The sequence below is a fragment of the Nocardioides pocheonensis genome (assembly GCF_003725535.1).
GTDB lineage: Bacteria > Actinomycetota > Actinomycetes > Propionibacteriales > Nocardioidaceae > Marmoricola > Marmoricola pocheonensis.
On the sequence record NZ_RJSF01000009.1, the window covers coordinates 78740 to 99133 of the forward strand.

At 72.1% G+C, this 20394-nt stretch carries 17 protein-coding genes; 9 read left to right on the forward strand and 8 right to left on the reverse strand.

The window, feature by feature from the left end; all coding sequences use genetic code 11:
• Window positions 1-19 precede the first annotated feature (19 nt).
• Window positions 20-1843: a fibronectin type III domain-containing protein gene (locus EFL26_RS05245; protein WP_123221851.1), complete on the forward strand. Its 1824-nt coding sequence runs from the start codon at window positions 20-22 to the stop codon at window positions 1841-1843.
• A gap of 15 nt (window positions 1844-1858) precedes the next feature.
• On the opposite strand, the gene EFL26_RS05250 is transcribed toward EFL26_RS05245, so the two are convergent.
• Complete coding sequence (locus EFL26_RS05250; RefSeq protein ID WP_246000030.1) at window positions 1859-3820, reverse strand: ATP-dependent DNA helicase; 1962 nt, start codon at window positions 3818-3820, stop codon at window positions 1859-1861.
• A gap of 398 nt (window positions 3821-4218) precedes the next feature.
• On the opposite strand from EFL26_RS05250, the gene EFL26_RS05255 reads away from it, so the two are divergent.
• The 5 genes from EFL26_RS05255 to EFL26_RS05275 all read left to right on the forward strand — a co-directional run bounded on the left by EFL26_RS05255 (window position 4219) and on the right by EFL26_RS05275 (window position 8726).
• Window positions 4219-5322, forward strand: a complete 1104-nt coding sequence (locus tag EFL26_RS05255) for an ABC transporter ATP-binding protein (protein WP_123221852.1) — start codon at window positions 4219-4221, stop codon at window positions 5320-5322.
• Window positions 5319-6536 carry an ABC transporter substrate-binding protein gene (locus tag EFL26_RS05260; protein ID WP_123221853.1) on the forward strand — a complete coding sequence of 406 codons (1218 nt, stop codon included), beginning with the start codon at window positions 5319-5321 and terminating at the stop codon, window positions 6534-6536. The genes EFL26_RS05255 and EFL26_RS05260 overlap by 4 nt, the downstream gene beginning before the upstream one ends.
• Before the next feature lie 72 nt (window positions 6537-6608).
• On the forward strand, window positions 6609-7385 hold the full coding sequence (locus EFL26_RS05265) for an ABC transporter permease (protein ID WP_246000031.1): 777 nt from the start codon (window positions 6609-6611) through the stop codon (window positions 7383-7385).
• A 10-nt stretch (window positions 7386-7395) separates the two neighbouring features.
• A complete protein-coding gene (locus EFL26_RS05270; protein ID WP_123221855.1) occupies window positions 7396-8208 on the forward strand; it encodes an ABC transporter permease in 813 nt (270 codons plus the stop codon).
• 80 nt (window positions 8209-8288) lie between these two features.
• Window positions 8289-8726 carry a hypothetical protein gene (locus tag EFL26_RS05275; protein ID WP_123221856.1) on the forward strand — a complete coding sequence of 146 codons (438 nt, stop codon included), beginning with the start codon at window positions 8289-8291 and terminating at the stop codon, window positions 8724-8726.
• Between the two features lie 203 nt (window positions 8727-8929).
• On the opposite strand, the gene EFL26_RS05280 is transcribed toward EFL26_RS05275, so the two are convergent.
• The 4 genes from EFL26_RS05280 to hflX form a co-directional block, all read right to left on the reverse strand.
• Window positions 8930-9619 carry a LemA family protein gene (locus EFL26_RS05280; RefSeq protein ID WP_123221857.1) on the reverse strand — a complete coding sequence of 230 codons (690 nt, stop codon included), beginning with the start codon at window positions 9617-9619 and terminating at the stop codon, window positions 8930-8932.
• Window positions 9620-9667: 48 nt separating this feature from the next.
• Complete coding sequence (locus EFL26_RS05285; protein WP_123221858.1) at window positions 9668-13171, reverse strand: adenylate/guanylate cyclase domain-containing protein; 3504 nt, start codon at window positions 13169-13171, stop codon at window positions 9668-9670.
• 131 nt (window positions 13172-13302) lie between these two features.
• Window positions 13303-15042 (reverse strand): DUF2207 domain-containing protein, encoded by a 1740-nt coding sequence (locus EFL26_RS05290; RefSeq protein WP_123221859.1) that lies wholly within the window; start codon window positions 15040-15042, stop codon window positions 13303-13305.
• A 65-nt stretch (window positions 15043-15107) separates the two neighbouring features.
• Window positions 15108-16631 (reverse strand): GTPase HflX, encoded by a 1524-nt coding sequence (gene hflX, locus EFL26_RS05295; protein WP_123221860.1) that lies wholly within the window; start codon window positions 16629-16631, stop codon window positions 15108-15110.
• 133 nt (window positions 16632-16764) lie between these two features.
• Between hflX and EFL26_RS05300 the strand changes: the two genes are divergently transcribed.
• On the forward strand, window positions 16765-16890 hold the full coding sequence (locus EFL26_RS05300) for a DUF2087 domain-containing protein (protein WP_123221916.1): 126 nt from the start codon (window positions 16765-16767) through the stop codon (window positions 16888-16890).
• 236 nt (window positions 16891-17126) lie between these two features.
• Here the strand turns inward: EFL26_RS05300 and EFL26_RS05305 are convergent, their stop codons facing one another.
• Window positions 17127-17639, reverse strand: a complete 513-nt coding sequence (locus tag EFL26_RS05305; protein WP_123221861.1) for a hypothetical protein — start codon at window positions 17637-17639, stop codon at window positions 17127-17129.
• 200 nt (window positions 17640-17839) lie between these two features.
• On the opposite strand from EFL26_RS05305, the gene EFL26_RS05310 reads away from it, so the two are divergent.
• Together EFL26_RS05310 and EFL26_RS05315 are read left to right on the forward strand one after the other, a co-directional pair.
• On the forward strand, window positions 17840-18055 hold the full coding sequence (locus tag EFL26_RS05310; protein WP_148046636.1) for a hypothetical protein: 216 nt from the start codon (window positions 17840-17842) through the stop codon (window positions 18053-18055).
• Window positions 18052-18387 carry a hypothetical protein gene (locus EFL26_RS05315; RefSeq protein ID WP_123221863.1) on the forward strand — a complete coding sequence of 112 codons (336 nt, stop codon included), beginning with the start codon at window positions 18052-18054 and terminating at the stop codon, window positions 18385-18387. Before EFL26_RS05310 ends, EFL26_RS05315 begins: the two co-directional genes overlap by 4 nt.
• A gap of 151 nt (window positions 18388-18538) precedes the next feature.
• Here EFL26_RS05315 and EFL26_RS05320 read toward each other — a convergent pair whose 3' ends face one another.
• Entirely contained in the window at window positions 18539-19468 is a 930-nt protein-coding gene (locus EFL26_RS05320) for a hypothetical protein (protein ID WP_123221864.1), read from the reverse strand.
• Window positions 19469-19609: 141 nt separating this feature from the next.
• The gene (locus EFL26_RS05325; protein WP_123221865.1) at window positions 19610-20386 is read right to left on the reverse strand and encodes an SDR family NAD(P)-dependent oxidoreductase; all 777 of its coding nucleotides are present in this window, start codon (window positions 20384-20386) and stop codon (window positions 19610-19612) included.
• Window positions 20387-20394: the final 8 nt, after the last annotated feature.

A 20394-nucleotide genomic window follows, 5' to 3' on the forward strand; every position in this document is an offset into this window, starting at 1 on the left:
TTAGGGCAGAATGTGAGGCATGCACCCCGGACTCCGGAGCGCGCTGGCTCTCACCGGCGCACTCGCCCTCCTCGGACCGACCACGCACGCCGTCGCAGACACCGGCGGCACCCCGGCTCCGCACTCCCACGTGCTGGCCCGGGCCGGGCACGGCGCCGCGGTGGTGAAGGCGCTCGGCGACAAGCTCCCCGCCGCGGCCGCGACCAACCGGATGAGCCCCGCCCGGCTGGCGGCCATCCTCGAGTCGGACCCGACCGCCTGGCTCGGTCCGGACGGCCAGATGTTCTACCAGGAGACCGCGCAGACGCTGAGCGCCGCCGACGCGACCACGCAGGTGGCGGCCGCCTCGCTGCCGCTCAGCCAGACCTTCGCGCTGCACAGCCTGCCCGGCTCGACGCACACGATCTTCCTCGACTTCGACGGAGCCGACGTGACCGGCACCTGGTGGAACGACAACAAGGGCCTCGCCCCCGGGTTCCACGCCGGGTTCTCGATCGACGGCGACTACAGCACCTTCAGCTCCGCCGAGCTCGCCTACATCCAGCAGGTGTGGCAGATCGTGGCCGAGAAGTACTCCCCCTTCGACGTCGACGTCACGACGCAGGACCCCGGCCCGGACGCCTACAACCGCGCCGGGCTCAGCGACCCGACGTACGGCGACCACGTGGTGATCAGCGACGACGCCGCCGCGCTCAACGCGACCTGCGGCGGCGGCTGCAGCGGCGTGGCGCTGGTCAACACGTTCGACAGCACCTGGCGCTCCGACTCCTACCTCGAGCCGGCCTGGGTCTTCTCGTCGATGACCTCGGGCTCGGCGGTGCTCACCGCGGAGACCATCGCGCACGAGGTCGGGCACACCTTCGGCCTGCACCACGACGGCGACGCGACGCACGAGTACTCGTCGGGGCACGGGAACTGGTTCCCGCTGATGGGCAGCAGCATCCGGGCGGTCGGCCAGTTCAGCATCGGTGAGTACGCCGGGGCGAACAACACCGAGGACGACCTCGCCCTGATCGCCAAGGAGGCGCCGCTGCGGCTCGACGACCGCAGCAACGGGATGCTGCTGGCCGAGCCGCTCGCGACCGGCACCCTGGTCGACGGCGTGATCAGCACGCGTACCGACCAGGACGTGTTCGTGGTCAACCACCCGTGCAACACCAACCTCGTCGCCCGGGCGACGGGCATCGGCGCCGGTGCCAGCCTGGACATGAGCGTCACCGTGCTCGACTCGGGCGGCAGCACGGTCGCCTACGGCGACCCCACATCCGGCCAGAACGCGCTCGCCTGGCCGTACACGCCGATCGGGCTGGACGCCACGGCCACCGTCTCGTCCGCCGCGAGCGGGGTCTACTACGTGCGCATCGACGGCGTCGGCAAGGGCGACCCGCTCACCGACGGCTACTCCGACTACGCCAGCGTCGGGCAGTACCAGCTCGCCGTGAGCAGCTGCGACGGCAGCCTTCCTGTGCCGACGACGCCGGTGACGGTCACCACCACGCCGACCGCACCCACGTCGCACCCCGCGACCGCGACCACTCCCTCCGCGCCCGGCATCGGTCTCGCCTCGTCCGGACGCCGGGGCCACCCGATCACCGCCGTCGCGCGGTGGAACGCTCCCGCCAGCAACGGCGGCGCGGCGATCACGGGCTACCGGGTGCGGGCCGAGCGACTCAGCCGGTCGGGGCGCGTCGTCGGGTCCGTCACCTCGCGGCTGGTCGGCTCGGGGACGCACGCGCTGACGCTCGCGCTGCCCCAGGGCAGGTACCGGTTCCGGATCGTCGCCTACAACCAGGCCGGCGCCTCGCCGTACTCGTCGGCCTCGCGCGTCGTCGTCGCCCGCTGACCGAGCCCGGCCCGGTCAGCGCCCGCTGAGCCGGCCGAGCGCCTTGCGGACGACGTCGGGGTCGGTGGTCATCCACATCGGGGGCAGGCTGGCGCGCAGGAACGACCCGTAGCGCGCCGTGACCAGGCGCGGGTCCAGCACGGCGACGACGCCGCGGTCGGTGGTCGTGCGGATCAGCCGGCCGGCACCCTGGGCGAGCAGCAGCGCGGCATGGGTGGCCGCGACCGACATGAAGCCGTTCGCCCCGGCCTTGTCGGCGGCCCGCTGCCGGGCCGACATCAGCGGGTCGTCCGGGCGCGGGAACGGGATCCGGTCGATCAGCACCAGCTGGCAGGTCTCGCCGGGGACGTCCATGCCCTGCCAGAGGCTGAGCGTGCCGAACAGGCAGGTGTGCGGGTCGTCGACGAACTGCCGGGCCAGCTCGGGCAGCTGTGCGTCCCCCTGCGCCAGCGTGGTGAGGTGCGGCAGTCGTGCCCGCACCTCCTCGGCCGCGGCCTCGGCGGCCCGGCGGCTCGAGAAGAGGCCGAGGGTGCGGCCGTCCGCGGCGTCGACGAGGTCGACGATCTCGTCGAGCTGGGCCTGCTGGAGGCCGTCGCGCCCCGGCTGCGGGAGGTGGCGGGCGACGTACAGGATCGCCTGCCTGGCGTAGTCGAACGGCGAGCCGACGTCGATGCCCTGCCAGGAGCCACCCTCGGCCGCGGGGTCGAGCCCGACCGTGCGCGCCACGGCGCCGAAGTCGCCGCCGAGCTTGAGCGTGGCAGAGGTGAGGATCGCGGTCTTCTCGGCCAGCAGCCGCTCGCGCATCGGGCCGGCCACCTCGAGCGGGGCGATGCAGAGGTGGTTGCCGCCGCGGCGCTGCTCGCGCTCGGCCACCCAGAGCACGTCGTACTCGGAGCCGGCGGTCATCCGCTCGGCGGTCTGGAACAGCTCCTGGGCCCAGCCCTTGGCCTGCGTGGCACCGGCGTCGGGCGCCCCCGCGTCACCGCCGGACTCGCGGGGGAACGCGCTGACCAGCGCCCGGGCCGCGTCGCGGACGAGGACCAGGGCGTCGGCGAGGTCGGTGGGCACGACGTCGAGCCGGCCCGGCGCCGCCGCGTCGATCGCGTCGCGCAGCGCATCGGCCGCGTCGGCGAGGTCGTCGGCCTCGGACCCCTCGACGTGCCGCTGCGCGCGGCGCGCGGTGCGCTCGACGTCCTGCACCGACAGCTCGTCGGTGGCTGCCTGGGTCACCCGGGCGGTGAGCTCGTGGGCCTCGTCGATCACCACCACGTCGTAGTCGGGAATCATCGGGATGCCCTCGATCGCGTCGATCGCGAGCAGGGAGTGGTTGGTGACCACCAGGTGCGACCGGGCCGCCTTGTCCTTGGCCCGCTCGGCGAAGCACTCGGCGCCGTACGGGCACTTCGCGGCGCCGAGGCACTCGCGGTGGCTGACGCTGACCTGCCGCCAGATCCGGTCGGTGTGCCGGGGTGCACGGTCGCGCTCACCGGTGCCGCGGCCCTCGGCCTCGTCCTCCACCCACTCGCGCAGCGCGACCACCTCGGCACCGGTCGAGCCGACGTCGGGCAGCTCGAGCACCCCTTGGTCGTCCGGCACGCCCTCGCGGACCCGGTGGAGGCAGGCGTAGTTGGAGCGCCCCTTGAGCACGGCGTACGTCGCCTCCTGGTGGAGCACGTCGGCGGCCGCCTCGACCAGCGCCGGGATGTCACGCTCGACGAGCTGGTGCTGCAGCGCCAGCGTCGCGGTCGCCACCACGACCCGTTCGTGGTGCAGCAGCGCCGGGACCAGGTAGCCCAGCGACTTGCCGGTGCCGGTGCCGGCCTGCACCAGCAGGTGCTGGCCGGACTCCATCGCGGCGGCGACCGCCTCGGCCATCTGGACCTGCCCGGCCCGCTCCTCGCCCCCGAGCGCCTCGACCGCAGCCGCCAGCACCGCGCGCACGGTGGGCGCGTCCACCTCGGCCGGCTCGTCGGGCACCGGGACACCCTATGCCGGGGCGCCGACGGTGCGGCGCGGCGGTGGTTTCGAGGCCTCGCCGGCGTGGTTCCTGAGCCTGCCGAAGGGCGCGCACCTCAACCATCGGCAGAGCGGCTCCCCGGTGGTTGAGGTGCGGTTGCGCAGCAACCGCCTCGAAACCCGACGCGTTGCTCGCCGAGGCGCCAGGAGGTTTCGAGGCTCGTCGGCGTGGTTCCTGAGCCTGCCGAAGGGCTCGCACCTCAACCACCCGTGGAGCGGTCGGCGCGGCGCCGCCGGGAGGTTTCGAGGCTCGCTGGCGCTCGCACCTCAACCACCCGGGGAACGGCTCGGCCCGCGCCAAGGTCACGATGCGGCTGAGTTGCTTGTGGTGGTGGCCCATGCCCCCTACCTTCTGATTCATGCGTGAAAGCGGCCAGACACCATCGATCCGGTTGGTCGATCTGGCCAAGGACTTCGGATCCGTGCGTGCAGTGGCCGGCGTGGACCTGGAGATCGCCGACGGTGAGTTCTTCTCGATGCTGGGGCCGTCGGGGTCCGGGAAGACGACCGTGCTGCGGATGATCGCCGGCTTCGAGCCCCCGACCCGGGGGCGGATCGAGCTCGCCGGCGCGGACGTGACCGACGACCCGCCGTTCGCCCGCGACGTCAACACGGTCTTCCAGGACTACGCACTGTTCCCGCACATGAGCGTGCTCGAGAACGTCGAGTACGGCCTGCGCGTGAAGAAGGTGGCGCGGGCGGAGCGGCGCCGGCGCGCCGTCGAGGCGCTCGAGACCGTCCGGCTCGGCGAGCACGTCGCCCGGCGGCCCAGCCAGCTCTCCGGCGGGCAGCGGCAGCGGGTCGCGCTGGCGCGAGCCCTGGTCAACCGGCCCAAGGTGCTGCTCCTCGACGAGCCGCTGGGGGCGCTGGACCTCAAGCTGCGGCGGGAGATGCAGATCGAGCTCAAGCAGATCCAGCGCGAGGTCGGGATCACCTTCGTGTTCGTCACCCATGACCAGGAGGAGGCGCTGACGCTGAGCGACCGGATCGCCGTCTTCAACGACGGCCGCGTCCAGCAGGTGGCGACGCCGCGCGAGCTCTACGAGCAGCCGGGCAGCGCGTTCGTCGCCGGCTTCGTCGGCACCTCGAACCTCCTCGACGGCCCTGCCGCACGCGCCGTGATCGGCCGCGACGGTGTGTTCAGCATCCGCCCGGAGAAGATCCACCTCGACCCGGCGGCCGACCTCGGCGGCCTCGCCGGCGCGCACACCGTCGAAGGGGTCGTACGCGAGGTCGTCTACCTCGGCTCCGCCAACCACTACGTCGTGGAGCTCGACGTGCCGGGCGGCAGCGCCGGCGCGAGCACCACCCTCACCGTGCTCCGGCAGAACCTGGACACCGCCGCGGAGGACCCGGCCGAGCGACGCGGCGACCGCGTGCGCCTCGCCTGGCTCCCGGAGCACGTCATCGAGCTCGGAACCGCAGCACCCGTCAGCACCCCCACCACCCAGGAGTCAGCATGAAGCACCCACGCAGGGTGGCCGCCCTGGCCGCGGTCGCCGCTCTCGCGCTCGCCGTGTCCGGCTGCGGCAGCTCGTCCGGCAGCGGCGGCAAGAAGAGCGCCGCAGGCTTCACCGCCCCGGACGTGCCGATGGCCAAGAAGCTCGGCACCAAGGAGGGCGCGGTCAGCATCCTCGCCTGGCCCGGGTACGCCGAGGACGGCAGCAACGACCCGAAGACCGACTGGGTGACCCCGTTCGAGAAGGCCACGGGCTGCCAAGCGACGGTGAAGTACTTCGGCACCTCCGACGAGGCGGTCAACCTGATCAAGACCGGCGACTACGACGTGGTGTCGGCGTCCGGCGACGCCACCCTCCGGCTGATCGCCGGTGGCGACGTGGCACCGGTCAACACCTCGCTGCTCACCAACTACGGCGACATCCGCAGCTTCCTCAAGGACCAGCCGTACAACTCGGTGGACGGCCAGATGTACGGGATGCCGCAGGGCTGGGGCGCCAACCTGCTCACCTACAACCCCGACGTGGTCAAGCCCGCGCCGACGAGCTGGTCGAGCGTGTTCGAGTCGAGCTCGCCGTACGCCGGCAAGATCACGCCGTACGACTCGCCGATCTACATCGCCGACGCCGCGCTCTACCTGATGAACACCAACCCCGACCTCGGCATCAAGAACCCCTACGCCCTCGACAAGGAGCAGCTGGCGAAGGCCGTCGCGGTGCTCAAGGCCCAGCGCCCGCAGGTCTCGGAGTACTGGTCGGACTACCTCAAGCAGCAGCAGGCCTTCGAGAGCGGCGACTCGGTGATCGGGACGTCGTGGCAGTTCATCGTGAACCTGATCGATGCCGACAAGAAGCCGATCAAGGCGATCCTGCCCGACGAGGGCTCCACCGGCTGGTCGGACACCTGGATGATCGCGGCGAAGTCCAAGCACCCGAACTGCGCCTACGCGTGGCTGGACTACATCGGCGGCCCGGACGGCAACGCGGCCTCGGCGTACTACTTCGGCGAGGCCCCGGCCAACACCAAGGCGTGCGACGTGATCGCGACCACCGACAAGGACCCGTCGTTCTGCGACACCTTCCACGCCGCGGACGAGGCCTACGCCAAGAAGCTCTGGTACTGGACCACGCCGGTCTCGGACTGCCTGGACGGCCGCACGAAGGTGAAGTGCACGACGTACGCCGACTGGACCCAGGCCTGGACCGAGATCAAGGGCTGAGCCGGAGCCCACGAAGAGATGTCGTCGCGCCCAGGGCCCTCCACGAGGACCGGCCTGCTCCTGCTGCCACCCATGCTGTGGCTGGGAGTGGCCTACCTCGGGGCCCTGGGCGCGCTCTTCCTGGCGGCGTTCTGGACCACGAACGAGTTCACCGGCGACCTGGTCAAGGTCTTCACGCTGGACAACTTCCGCCAGCTGCTGCAGCTGCCGGTCTACCGCACGATCACCGCGCGCACGCTCGGTGTGGCGGTGCTGGTGACGCTCGTCGACGCGGCCCTGGCGCTGCCGGTGGCGTTCTTCATGGCCAAGGTGGCCCGGCCCGGGCTGCAGCGGCTGCTGGTGATCGCGGTGCTGATGCCGCTGTGGGCGTCGTACCTGGTCAAGGCGTACGCGTGGCGGGGCATGCTCTCGCAGTCCGGGCCGCTGTCGTGGCTGGGGATCTCCCCCGGCTACGGCCTGACCGGGCTGGTGGTGACGCTGGCCTACCTGTGGCTGCCCTACATGATCCTGCCCGTGTACGCCGGCCTGCAGAAGCTCCCCGACTCGCTGCTCGAGGCCAGCGCCGACCTCGGCGCGCCCGCGCTGACGACGTTCCGCCGCGTGGTGCTGCCGCTGGTCTTCCCGGCCCTGGTGGCCGGGTCGATCTTCACGTTCTCCCTCACCATGGGCGACTACATCGCGGTGAAGATCGTCGGCGGGCCGACCCAGATGCTCGGCAACGTGGTGGCGGACAACTACGGGGTGGCGAACAACCTGCCGTTCGCCGCGGCGTACGCGGTGGTCCCGGTGCTGGTCATGCTCGGCTACCTCGGCGTCGTACGCCGCACCGGCGCCCTGGAGAACCTGTGAGGTCGCCGCGATGACGATGAGCCGTGGCCTGCGGGCGTTCCTGGTCGGCTGCACCGCTGTGGTCCTGACGATCGTCTACGTGCCGCTCGCGCTGGTGCTGCTGAACTCCTTCAACGTGAGCAAGTCCTTCGCCTGGCCGCCCAGCGGCCTCACCCTGAGGTGGTGGCAGGCCGCCGGGCACTCCACGGGTGCACGCCACGCGCTCCTGGTCAGCGTCGAGGTCGGCCTGCTGGCCACGGCGGTCTCGCTGGTGCTCGGCACGATGGCGGCCCTCGCGCTGCAGCGGGCGCGGTTCTTCGGGCGCAACGCGGTCTCGCTGCTGATCATCCTGCCGATCGCGCTGCCCGGCATCGTGACCGGCCTGGCGCTGAACAACGCGTTCACCTCGCTGTTCGGCCTGCAGCTGGGGTTCTTCACGATCGTGGTCGCGCACGCGACCTTCTGCATCGTGACGGTGTTCAACAACGTCCAGGCGCGGCTCCGGCGGATGTCGGAGAGCCTCGAGGAGGCGTCGGCCGACCTGGGTGCGAGGCCGTTCACCACGTTCCGGCTGGTGACCTTCCCGCTGCTGCGGTCGGCCCTGCTGGCCGGCGGCCTGCTCGCCTTCGCGCTGTCGTTCGACGAGATCATCGTGACCACGTTCACCGCCGGCGGCCACGAGCAGACGCTGCCGATCTGGATCTTCCAGAACCTCTTCCGGCCGAACCAGACGCCCGTGGTCAACGTGGTCGCGGCCGCGCTCATCGTGCTGTCCGCGGTGCCGATCTGGCTGGCGCAGCGGCTCAGCCAGGAGGTCGAGGGCGCGGTCTCCGCCGCTCCCTAGGAGCACCGTGAGCACACGGTGACAGCACCGTGACCGGACCGTGCTTGACCCGCGATCCACGGCGTCCACATCCTTGAAAGATGTCGATCTGGGCGGTCCCCGGGCACGCGCACGGGCCGTCGCACGGGCACCGGTCAGCCGCGTACGCCGGGCCCGGCACCGCCGTGCCGGCGTACCTGAGCGCCACGGAGCTGCTCAGCACCAGGGCGGTCTGGCCGACGCTCCTGATGGCGATCCTGAACCTGCCGTCGATCGCCCCGCCGAACCTCGACGACCTCTACCCCGGGCTGGCTGCCCTGTCGGCACCGTTGGGGGTGCTCGGCGTCGTCGCGATCGTCGGGCTGCTGCGGCGCGTCGAGTGGGGCACGCCGCTCGTCCTCGGAGTTGCGGTGCTCAACGAGCTGCTCGGCGAGCTCGCGCTGGTGTCCGGTCAGCGGGCGGGCCTGGTCGGCATCACGCTCGGCCTGCTGGCACTGGCGCTGGCCAGGCCGGTGCCACGCCGCGCGCCGAGGTACTGACGCCTCGACCCGTGTTGGTTGAGGTGTTGTTGCGCAGCAACCGCCGAGGTACTGACGGCTCGATCCCTGGTGGTTGAGGTGTGGTTGCGCAGCAACCGCCTCGAAACCCGGCGCGTTGCCCACAGAGGCGGCCGGAGGTTTCGAGGCTCGCCGGCGTGGTTCCTGAGCCTGCCGAAGGGCTCGCACCTCAACCAGCGGTGGGTTCAGGGCTGGACCGGCGGTTCCTCGCTGGCACCCGCGGGCGGCTCGACCGCCGGCGGCGGAGCCGTCGGGGGGACCGCGGGCGCGGCGGGTGTCGCCGGGGGCGCGATCGGGGCTGCCGGAGCGGAGCCGCCGAAGTCGACCTTGGGTGCGACGTCCGACCCGGCCGGGGCCTCGTAGAACTCCCGCGACCGCACCCCGGCCATGCCGGAGAACAGCATCCACGGGATCGTCGCGACGAGCTTGTTCAGGGTCGCGACCGCGTCGTTGTAGTACTGCCGCGCGAAGGAGATCTGGTTCTCGGTCTCGGCCAGCTGCTTCTGCAGGTCCAGGAAGTTGGTGTTCGCCTTGAGGTCGGGGTAGTTCTCCGCGACCGCGTTCACCCGCACCAGCGCCTGGCTCAGCGCAGCGTCGGCGGCGGCCTTGGCCGGCACGTCGTCACCCTTCGCCGCGGCGGCCACGCCCGCACGGGCGGCCGTGACGTCCTCGAAGACGCCCTTCTCGTGGGCGGCGTACCCCTTCACGGTCTCGACCAGGTTCGGGATGAGGTCGGCGCGACGGGTCAGCTGCACGTCGATGCCGCCCAGCGCCTCCTGCGCGCCGATGTCGGTGCGGCGCAGCTTGTTGAAGCCGACGACCACGAAACCGACCAGCAGGACCAGGACGACGATCACGATCAGAGCGATCAGCATGCCTCGCACCCTAGTGGCACTCGTGTGCCCGCGGCCACGAAACGGGGGCTAGCCGAGGACCACGCGCTGCTGCTCGAGCTCGGCGAGGAGGTGGTGCGCCCCGAGCTCCTGGTACGTCGCGCGGGCCGCATCGAGCGCCGCTTCCGCCTCCGCCGCAACGCCCTGGCGGCCGAGCCAGCTGCCGAGGTCGGCCAGCGTCCGAGCCCGCCACAGCGGTGAGCCCCACCGCTCGAAGCTCTCGGCGGCGTCACGCAGCAGGGGCTCGACCTCTCCCGGGTCGGTGGCGCGCGCGACCAGGCCGCGCAGCCGCAGGTGGTGCGCGCGTGTGCCGGCAGCGAGGCGCTCGGGGTCCTCGATGAGCGCGAGCAGGGCAGCCTGCCGCTCCTCGTCACCGAGCTCGGATGCGAGGTCGACGGCCAGGCCGTACATCCACACGAAGTCGTCGGTGGTGCCGCTGACGCCGTGGATCGTCTCCGCGGCCTTGGTCGCCTGCGCGCACGCGCGCGCCTTGTCGCCGGCCGCGAGCGCCAGGGCGGCCGACTCCAGGTGCACCCAGGCCAGGTCGGCGGGTGCGTCACCGGTCGGCGCGCGGTCCTCCGGCACCGGCGGGACCGGCAACCCCCGGTCCAGGGCCGCGATCGTGGAGCAGTACACCGCAGGCTGGCTGAACGCCGACTCCCACAGCTCACGCGCGCCCGCGAGCAGCGCGTCCAGCTCGTCCCACCTGCCCATCCCGGTCAGGACCGTCGCCAGGTTGAGCTGCGCGACCGCGGTGTTCAGGCGAACCCCGGTGCGTGCCAGCACCGCGAGCGCCTCGCGGGAGGCCTCGGCGGACGCCTCGAGGTCGCGCTCGAGCCTGGCCGAGCCGAGGTTGGACAGCGTGACCCCGAGCGTCTGCCAGAGCTGGTGCTCGCGCGCGAAGCGGGCAGCGGCCTCCTGGAAGATCTCCCCGGCCAAGGGCGCGCCGCTGATCGTGTAGGCGTTGCCGAGATAGCCGATGCTCTCCGCGAGCTGGTGCACGTCCTCGAGCCGATCGGCCAGCCGGATCCGCACGTCGAGCGTGCCCAGCATGTCCAGGCCCAGCGCCAGCTCGGCGCCGGTGACCGCCTGGGCCAGCTCCAGGGCTGCGCGCATCGCATCGTCGCGACCCTGGAGGGCGTCGAACCGCGGGCGGGCGAGCTCGAGCGCGGGCGAGGTCTCACCGCGCTGGGCGAGCGAGCGGGCCCAGACCGCGACGGCGCGTGCGGCCGCGACGTCGTCGCCGAGGGCGTCGAACGCCTCGGTGGCAGCCTGAGCGAGCGCCACGGCTTCGTCGTAGCGCCCGGCCGTGCGCAGCGCGGTCGCCCGTTGGCGCTGGAGGTCGGCCCGGGCGTGCTCGTCCCGGGCGTGGGCCAGCGCGGTCGCGAGGTGGGCCGCGGCATCCTCCGGCACGCCCAGCGAGTACGCCCGGTCGGCGGCCCGGACCAGCAGCTCGATCGCCTTGCTCGCCAGGTCGGGCGCGCCCGGGTCGTCGGGCACCGCGTCGAGGGCGTCGAGGTAGTGCTGGGCGATCACCGCGTCGATGTCGGTCGCGCCCTCGGCGTGCTCGTCGAGGTACCGCGCCGTGGCCAGGTGGCCGGCCTTGCGGTCGTGGCGGGACAGCATCCCGTAGGCCACCTGCCGGACCACCGACTGCACGAAGCGGAGCTGGCCGTAGTCGGCGCTGAGCCGGTTGGTGTCCCGGGTCAGGATCTGCAGCCGGAGCAGCTCGTCCACGGCCGCGTCGAGGTCGATCCCGGGACAGAGCTCGCGCGCCCCGTCGAGGGTGAAGCTCAGGCCGAGGATGCTGCCCTGGTTCACGAGAGTCCGCTCCGCCGGGCCGAGGGCGTCGAGGCGGGCGGCGACGAGCGCCTGCAGCGACGCCGGCGCTCCCACCGACGCGAGGTCGACGTCGCGGTCGACGAGGACGTACTGGCCGCCGCGAGGCACCACGAGATCACGGTCGATCAGCGAGCGCACCGTCTCCACGGCGTACAGGGGGACGCCCTCGGCGCGCTGCACCAGTGCGCCGCAGACCTCCGGCGGCAGGCCCGCCACGAGGCCGTTGACCAGGGTGGTCATGTCGCGCTCCTCGAGCGCCGAGAGGTGCAGCAGGGTCGCGCGCCGGTTGGTGGCCAGCGCGGGCCGGCGCTCGATCAGTCCGGGGCGGGTGAGCAGCACGACCATGCACGGGAACGTCGCGGCCTCCAGCAGGTACTCCACGAACGCCAGCAGCCCGTCGTCGGCGTGCTGGGCGTCGTCGATGAGCAGCACGACCTCGTCGCCGGCGCTGACCCGGTCGAAGAACGTCACCCAGGCCGTGAACAGCTCCTCGCGGGCGAAGGTGCCGATCGAGCCGCCGCCGAGCAGCGCGCCGACGCGTGGCGCCAGCCAGGCGCGCTCCTCCTCGTCGGGGACGGCGACGGCCAGTCCGTCGGCGACGAGCTGGACCGCGTCGTCCTCCTGCTCCTCGTCGCCGTCGCGACCGGCCAACCTCAGCAGCCGGAGCCGGACCGCCTCGGCGAGGGCCCAGTAGGCGATGCCGTCGCCGTAGGCCAGGCACCGGCCCTGGTGCCAGTACGTCGTCTGGGCGAGCCCGTCGATGTACTTGAAGAACTCCCAGCCCAGGCGGGTCTTGCCGACGCCCGGCTCGCCGTCGACCACGAGCAGACCCGCGCGGGCGTTCTCACCGGCGGCATGGAACAGCTCGCGCATCAGCCGGAGCTCGCGATCGCGGCCGACGAACGGCGACTCCAGGCCGTCCTCGCGCTGGCCGCCCCCGATCGCCCCGACGACGGCCCGCGCCGACCAGAGCGCCACCGGCTCGGCCTTGCCCTTGAGCGTGTGGCTGCCGACCTCGGCGTACGCGATCGCGGCGGAGGTCAGCAGCTTGGTGGTCTCGTCGACCCACACCTCGCCGGGCGCCGCGATCGACTGCACGCGGGAGGCGGTGTTCACCGGGTCGCCTGCGACCATGCCCTGCTGCTCGGCGCCGATGGTCACCGCGACCTCACCGGTGACGATCCCGACCCGCATGGCGAGGTCGGCGGCCCCGAGGTCCGCGCCGAGCTCGACGACCATCCTGGTCAGCTCCATACCGGCACGCACGGCGCGCTCGGCGTCGTCCTCGTGTGCGGTCGGCACGCCCCAGACCGCCATCACGGCGTCGCCGATGAACTTCTCGATGGTCCCGCCGTACCGGGCCACGACCTGGCGGCAGCCGTCGAAGAACCGCGAGAGCAGCTCCCGGGACTCCTCCTGGTCGCGGTTCTCCGACGCCGTGGTGAAGCCGACCAGGTCGCCGAAGAGGACGCTGGTGACGCGGCGCTCGGCGACGGGCTGCACCCGCGCCGGAGCCGCCGGCCCTGCGCCCCCCGCGACCTGCGGGGATCCGCAGCTGCTGCAGAACTTCGCGCCCGGTACGACGGCCTCGCCGCACGCGCCGCACTGGGCGGCCGTCGGAGCCCCGCACTCGTGGCAGAAGCGCGCGCCGTCGACGACGCCGACCGCGCCGCACGCTGCACAGGTCGCCATGTCAGATGCCCAGCCTGCGCGTGCTCACGTCCGCGCCTCCCTGCGACCTCGCCCCGAGAGGTTGCCCGCGCAACCGTTGCCCGATGCCCATCGTGCACCCGCGAGGGCGTCGATGTCAGCGAACGTCTAGATCACCACGAGCCGCCGCCACCGCCGCCGCCCCCGCCGCCGCCGCTGAACCCACCGCCGCCACCGGACGACGAGGACTGGGTGGCGTTGTAGGAGGAGATCGCCGAGGACACGGCCGAGTCGAAGCTGGCCACCATCGAGTTGACGTAGTTGCCCGTGTGCGCACCGGTGTAACCGACGAAGTAGCCCGGCACCGGTGGCTCCTCGCCGGTTTCGGTGCGGTACTTCTTCGCCCACTCATCAGCGCAGTCGAAGGCGACTGCCCACGGCAGGTACGCCGTGTAGAGCTCCTTGCGCCCGGAGAACTCGAACCGGTCGACCGCCGACGGCGTGGACAGGATCCGCTTGAAGCCGCCGACCCGGGACCACAGGTCCCGGCCGGTCGGGGTGCGCTTGGTGCCCGCCCCGGAGGTGCCGACGCCGAGGCCGAGGACCGCGAACGACCCGGGCACGAGCGCGAGCACCGACATGTGGAGCGGGTTGAACGCGCCGAGCCAGATGGTCAGGGCCCAGACCGCGAGCAGCGCGAAGCAGCCGAAGCCGCCCAGGCCGCTCGGGCTCATCAGCCCTGCGGTGCGCGCCCATCCCTTCGTGTTCGACTTGAACTCGCTGAGCGCGTCCTTGAGCTTCTCCCCCGCGGTCACCGACTTCGGCGATGCGGTGAACGAGGAGTTCGCGGTGACCACACCCAGCGAGCGGCCGGCGTTGCGGGTGACGTCGTCGGTGGTGTCCCACGCGGCCATGTCGCCGGTGCTCGTGATCGTCCAGGCCTTGCCGTCCTGGCTCAACTGGACGGCGCCCTTCTCCGCGGCGTACATCATCGTGGCGACGAACGCCCGGTCCTCGATCTTCTCGGTCAGCAGGTACGCCGCCTGCGCCGGTCCCACGCCGTCGGGCGGGGCGTACATCAGCGGGAACGCCGGCTCCTTCTCGTACGTCGACCGGGTGAGCGCGAGGCCACCGAGCCCGGCCAGCACGGCGAGCGCGAGCACGCCGCCGAGCAGCACCGGGTGCCGGCCGAGGATCGGGTCGAACCTGCTGCTCCACGGCAGGGTGTCCATCGGCGGTGTCGGGACCTGCAGGCCGACCTTCACCGTGACGGGTGTGTTCGGTTGCAGCGCGCCCGTGCGGATCGTCATCGTGTCGGTGCCGTCGCCCTCGACGACGCACGGGCCGGCGCTCTCGCCGAGGCCGACCGCGCACTGCACGTGCTCGGCCGCGGCGGGCAGGTGGACGGTGAGCGCCGACTGGTTGATCGGCATCTGCCAGCCCTGCGGGATCAGGTTCCAGTAGAACTGGGTCGGCGAGCCGTTGGTGCCCTTCGCCAGCGCGCCGGGAATGCGGTAGCCGATCCGGTACACGTGCTCGCCGGACCAGGTGGTGTCGGCGCTGCCGATCTTCAGGGTGCGGATCCGGCCGCGCTCCTGGGTGGTCCACTGCCACGGCTCGTCGGCGCCGTCGCGGGTCACGCTCACGTCGCGCGGCAGGAACCGGTGGTGGGAGTCGTTGGGGTCACGGGTGTCGAAGAAGCGGAAGATCCCGTGCCGCGGGACCGGGAAGTCCACGGTGAGGGTCTCGACCGCGACCAGGTCGCCGTTCGACTTCACGGTGAAGTCCGCCAGGTAGTTCGCGATCGTCGAGGTCTCGCTGACCTGGGAGCTCGAGCTGACGCTGATCGCGCCGATGCCGATGACCACGGCGAGGACGACCAGGCCCAGCAGGCCGGCGACCAGTTTCTTCATGGCGCGACCCTAGCGGCGGCGACCGGTGCCCCGGGGCCGATTGCTCCGAGGCCGATCGGGGCGGGTTACTCGTCCGCGGCAGGGACCAGGGCGTAGGGCTCGAGCTCGCCGGCCAGCGCGTCGCTGACCCGGGCCACCACGACGGTGCCCTCGCCGGTGTGCTCGGTGCTGACCACCTCGCCGAGGTCGTGGATCCTGCTGACCAGGTCGCCACGGTCGTAGGGCAGCAGCACGCGCACCTCGACCTCCGGGCGCGGCAGGTCGGCCTCGATCGCGGCCCGGACCTCGGCGATGCCCTCGCCGGTCTTCGCCGAGCAGACCACGGAGTGCGGCTCGCGCTGGCGCAGCCGCGCGATCGTCATCGAGTCCGCCACGTCGGCCTTGTTGATCACCACCAGCTCGGGGATGTCGCCGGCCTCGATCTCCGCGAGCACCTCACGCACCGCCGCGAGCTGGCCCTCCGGGTCGGGGTGCGAGCCGTCGACCACGTGCACGATCAGGTCGGACTCGGCGACCTCCTCCAACGTGCTCCGGAACGCCTCGACCAGCTGGTGGGGCAGGTGCCGGACGAACCCGACGGTGTCGCTCATCGTGTAGACCCGGCCGTCGGCGGTCGTCGTACGCCGCGTCGTCGGGTCGAGCGTCGCGAAGAGGGCGTTCTCGACCAGCACGCCGGCGTCCGTGAGCCGGTTGAGCAACGAGGACTTGCCGGCGTTGGTGTAGCCGGCGATCGCGACGCTCGGCACCGCGTTGCGGCGGCGCTCGTTGCGCTTGGTCTGCCGGGTCGTCCGCATGTGGGCCAGGTCGCGACGCAGCTTCGCGATCTTGTTGTTGATCCGGCGCCGGTCGGTCTCGATCTTGGTCTCGCCCGGTCCGCGGCCACCGATGCCCTCGCCGCCGGCGACGCGTCCGCCGGCCTGCCGGGACAGGTTGCCGCCCCAACCGCGGAGGCGCTGCTTCATGTAGTTCAGCTGGGCGAGCTCGACCTGGGCCTGGCCCTCCTTGGACTTCGCGTGCTGGGCGAAGATGTCCAGGATGAGGGCGGTGCGGTCGACCACCTTGACCTTGAGCTTGTCCTCGAGGTTGCGCAGCTGGCTGGGTGCGAGCTCGCCGTCCATGATCACGGTGTCGGCGCCGGTGGACTGCACGATCTCGCGCACCCCCTCGACCTTGCCGCGCCCGATGTAGGTGGCGGGGTCGGGCTTGTCGCGACGCTGGTAGACGTTCTCCAGCACCTGCGAGCCGGCCGTCTCGGCGAGCAGCGCGAGCTCGGCCATGGAGTTCTCGGCGTCCTCGACGGTGCCCTCGGTCCACACGCCGACCAGCACCACCCGCTCGAGGCGGAGCTGGCGGTACTCGACCTCGGAGATGTCCTCGAGCTCGGTGGAGAGACCGGCCACACGCCGGAGCGCGTGCCGCGCGGCGAGGTCGAGGTCGCCCGAGGTCTCCTCCGGATCGTCCTCGTCGTCCCAGCCGGCGGTCTCCTGGAGGGCTTCGTCCAGGGCGAAGTCGGGGTCGATCTCGATCTCGAGGTCGCGTGCGTCCAGCGCGTCGTGCGACTGGTCGAAGTCTTCCGGTGCGTTCGTCATACGCCTTCCAGAGTAGGCCCCACGGCAACAGGTTTCACCCGTACGCCGGGTTGGCTGACGTCGAGGGGATGGAGCGGTCTCCCGCCGAGCAGAGCGTGCTCGACAGATTCTTCCGGGCGGCAGGCTCGTGCTGATGCCGACCCGGCGAGCCAAGCGGCTCCTGGTGCTCGACGAGGTGGCCCAGCTCTTCGAGCTCGGGCGGACCTACTCCGAACACGAGGTCAACGCTTCGCTGGCTCCGATTCATCCCGACGTCTGAGCCGTGACCCTGCGAGGAACGAGCAGGGTGACGACGCGAAGAGGTTGAGCGAGCCCGCGGGTGAGCTCGCGAACCCGCGACGGCGGGTCGAAACCAGCGCTCCGGCGCTACCTGGTGGACGAGCAGTTCCTGACCCGCGAGGGCGGTATCGCTCCTGGCGCAGCGGCGGCAGCGTGGACCTCGACCGGCTCTGAGGCCGCTCCAGGGTCTCTCGGACGAGGCCCACGCCGCCCGCGTCAGCAGCTCAGCGCGGGGTTGAACTCGGCGAACATGCCGGCCGGGTTGTGCTTCCAGATCCACACGTGCAGGTCGTAGTGGCGCGGCATGCCCCCGCCGTGACCCTCCATGGGACCGTCGAACGGCTGACCGAACAGGGTCGGGCGGTCGTCGTCGGTGCTCAGGTCCTGATCGGCGTCGGCGTGGAAGTACTCCACCCCCGCCAGCTCGAGGCCCTCGTCGCCCGGCACGTAGAGCAGCAGTGCCGGGTGCAGGGCGTCGACCGGCTGGCCCAGCAGCGCGGGCTTCGCGTAGTGGAAGCCCATGACGCCGTCCGGGCCGGCCACGCAGTCCGAGATCGGGACGTAGCCGTCGGCGACGGCGGCTTCGACGTCGTGGTACTTCGCGGTGACGTGGCGGACGGCCGCCAGCGAGTCGGCCCCCGCGCCGGACGCGGTGGTGGTGAGCGCCGAGGCGACCAGGGCCGCGGAGACGGCGGCGGCGAGGGACAGCCGGCGGATGCGGGCATTCATGAGGTGCTCCTTGTGTGTGGCGATGGTGTGGTGATGTGACGTCCCAAGGCTCGGGTCCCGCGCCTCCCGCGGACCATCCCTCGAACCTGGGGGGTTTCGGACCCGGCGATCAGGGACGGCCACGCACCCCGGACGCCGGGATGGGCTCGGCGTACTGGACGGGCGCGAATGGGTGGGATGCCCTCGGGTACACCGGCCCCATGAGTGACTACGAGACGCCGCCTGCCGACGCGGACCGTACGATCACCGACGCCGAGGAGGTCCTCGACCCCGAGGCGCCCACCGACAGCCCGCTGGTGAACCCACCGCGCGACGACGGCGACCGCCCCGTACCGGAGCTGGAGGACGTCGACGACGACTTCCAGGCGGAGAACGCCGGCTCCTCCCTCGACCAGCCCTCGGACCAGAGCTCATGACGGCGGAGTCCGAGAACCGGCTGGACGCACACGACGAGGAACCGGGCGTGGACGCCCCGTCGCCGGCCCCGATGGTCACGGAATCCGACCCGAGCGGCAACGGACCGCAGGGTCTCGCCGGCGGAATGGGCGTGAGCAGCGAACGGACGGGGCCCGTGCCGGGCGCACAGGGGGAAGCTACCCACGGTGCGGTCGACCCCTATCCCGAGCTGCCCGCGGACGAGGACCCGCCGGCCGAGCAGTCGGCCGGCGGGCCCGAGGTCCAGCCCGACAACGACCTGCCCCCACATCCCTTCGACCCGCGGACGGCCCAGCGACACTCGCACGGCTGAGCTGCCCGCACTGGCTGGCTTTTCCCAGGAGTCAGCCGACGGAGCGCCCGGAGCCCCCTCACGCAGCGGGGCACCGGGCGCTCCGGCGTTTCGAAGCGTCGAGTGCCGAGGTGGTCGCTCCGGCGACCGTCTCAGCACTCGACTGGCTCCCTCAGCGGATCCGGAAGCGGGGCGAGCTCACCGAAGGACAGTCCGCCACGCCGGGCACGAGCAGGGTGGGGACCGTCGCGTAGTAACGGCCGGGGTGCCGCGCGCGCAGCAGCCGGTAGGACCCGTCGGAGCGCGTGGAGCGGGTGCCGAGGGCGCGGTCCGGGCCGGGGCGCACCTTCCACACGGTCACCGGCCGGGCCACCGAGCAGGCAGCGACCGGCGACGAGACCACCCCACGGAACCTCCCCCGGCGGTACGCCGCCGAGACCTCCGCCACCGGCACGGGGCACCCGGTCGCCGGGTCGCCGGCCGCCCCCGGGCACGCGTCGACGTGGTCCTCGACCGCGTCCGAGTCCAGGTCGCAGGTGGCGTAGCGCAGGGTGAGGGTCCAGTCGTCCAGGACCCCGCCGCTGTCGCCGTCCCCGTTGACGTGGTCCTCGACCTTGAGCACGTACTTCCCACCGATGTGTCCGACCACACCCGAGAGCGGCTGCGCGGGCCGGAAGGTCCCGGTGTACGGCGCTGTCCCCGTCGTGATCGACGTCGCGGCGGCGTCGTCGAGGACGGTGCCGGCGAGGTTCGCACCGGAGAGGGTGCCCAGGCCGACGAGCGTCACCTCCGGCGAGGACGCGACGCCGGCGTCGTCGAACCACTGCAGCGTGATCGACAGGTCGGCCAGGTTCGCGTGGTGGAGGTCGACGGCCACGGCGACACCGGTGACCGCCGTCCCGTCCTCGGGCATGTCGACGGTGCTCTGGTGGTTGCTGCCGTCCGGAATGGTGTTGACCAGAGGCGCCGGCACGTCCCTGACGGACTGCTCGCACGTCGCCGCGGCGGCGCGGCCCGGCGCCGCGACCAGCGAGAGCGCCGACGCCACGAAGGTAAGGACGAGGACGAGAGGGGCGGGGCCTCGCCGCGAGATGACAGGCACGATTGCCTCCTGAGAGCGTCCGACCTCCCGGGAGGATCGCACGCAAGCCGCCGGTGACACGGCGACCGGGCTAGACCGTCGGCCGGAGAACGGCACGGCCCGGTCGTGCCGAGGCACGACCGGGCCGCAAAGCCGGGCAGGCTACTTCGGTGGCATCCGGATGCCGCCGTCGACGCGGATGGTCTCGGCGTTGACGTAGGAGTTCGTGACGGCCTCGACGACCATGCTGGCCAGCTCGTCGGGCACGCCGAGGCGCTTGGGGAAGAGCACGCTCTGGCCGAGGTGCGCCTTGAACTGCTCGGCGGGCTCACCCTCGCCGTAGATCGGGGTGTCGATGAGGCCCGGGGCGATCGTGTTCACCCGGATGCCGACCGCGGAGAGGTCGCGGGCGATCGGCAGGGTCATGCCGACCACGCCGCCCTTCGACGCGGAGTACGACGCCTGGCCGATCTGGCCGTCGAAGGCCGCCACGGACGCCATGTTGACGATCGCGCCGCGCTGGCCGTCGGCGTCCGGCTCGTGGCGGCTCATCGCGGTGGCCGCGAGCCGGATCGCGTCGAAGGTGCCGATCAGGTTGATCGCGATCACCTTCTTGAACGCGTCGATGTCGTGCGCCGAGCCGAACTCACCGTCCTTGCCGATCGTGCGCTGCGCCCAGCCGATGCCGGCGGAGTTGACCAGCACCCAGAGCGGGCCGAGCTCGAGGGCCTTCTCGACGGCTGCCTGGATCTGCTCGGTGTCGGTCACGTCGACCGACACGAACGCGCCGCCGATCTCCTGCGCGAGGGCCTCACCCTTCTCGGCGTTCAGGTCCGCGACGACCACCTTCGCGCCCTTGGCAGCGAGCTGGCGGGCGGCCGCAGCCCCGATGCCGGAGGCTCCGCCGGTGACGATTGCACTGACTCCGTTGATGTCCATGGCGGCGA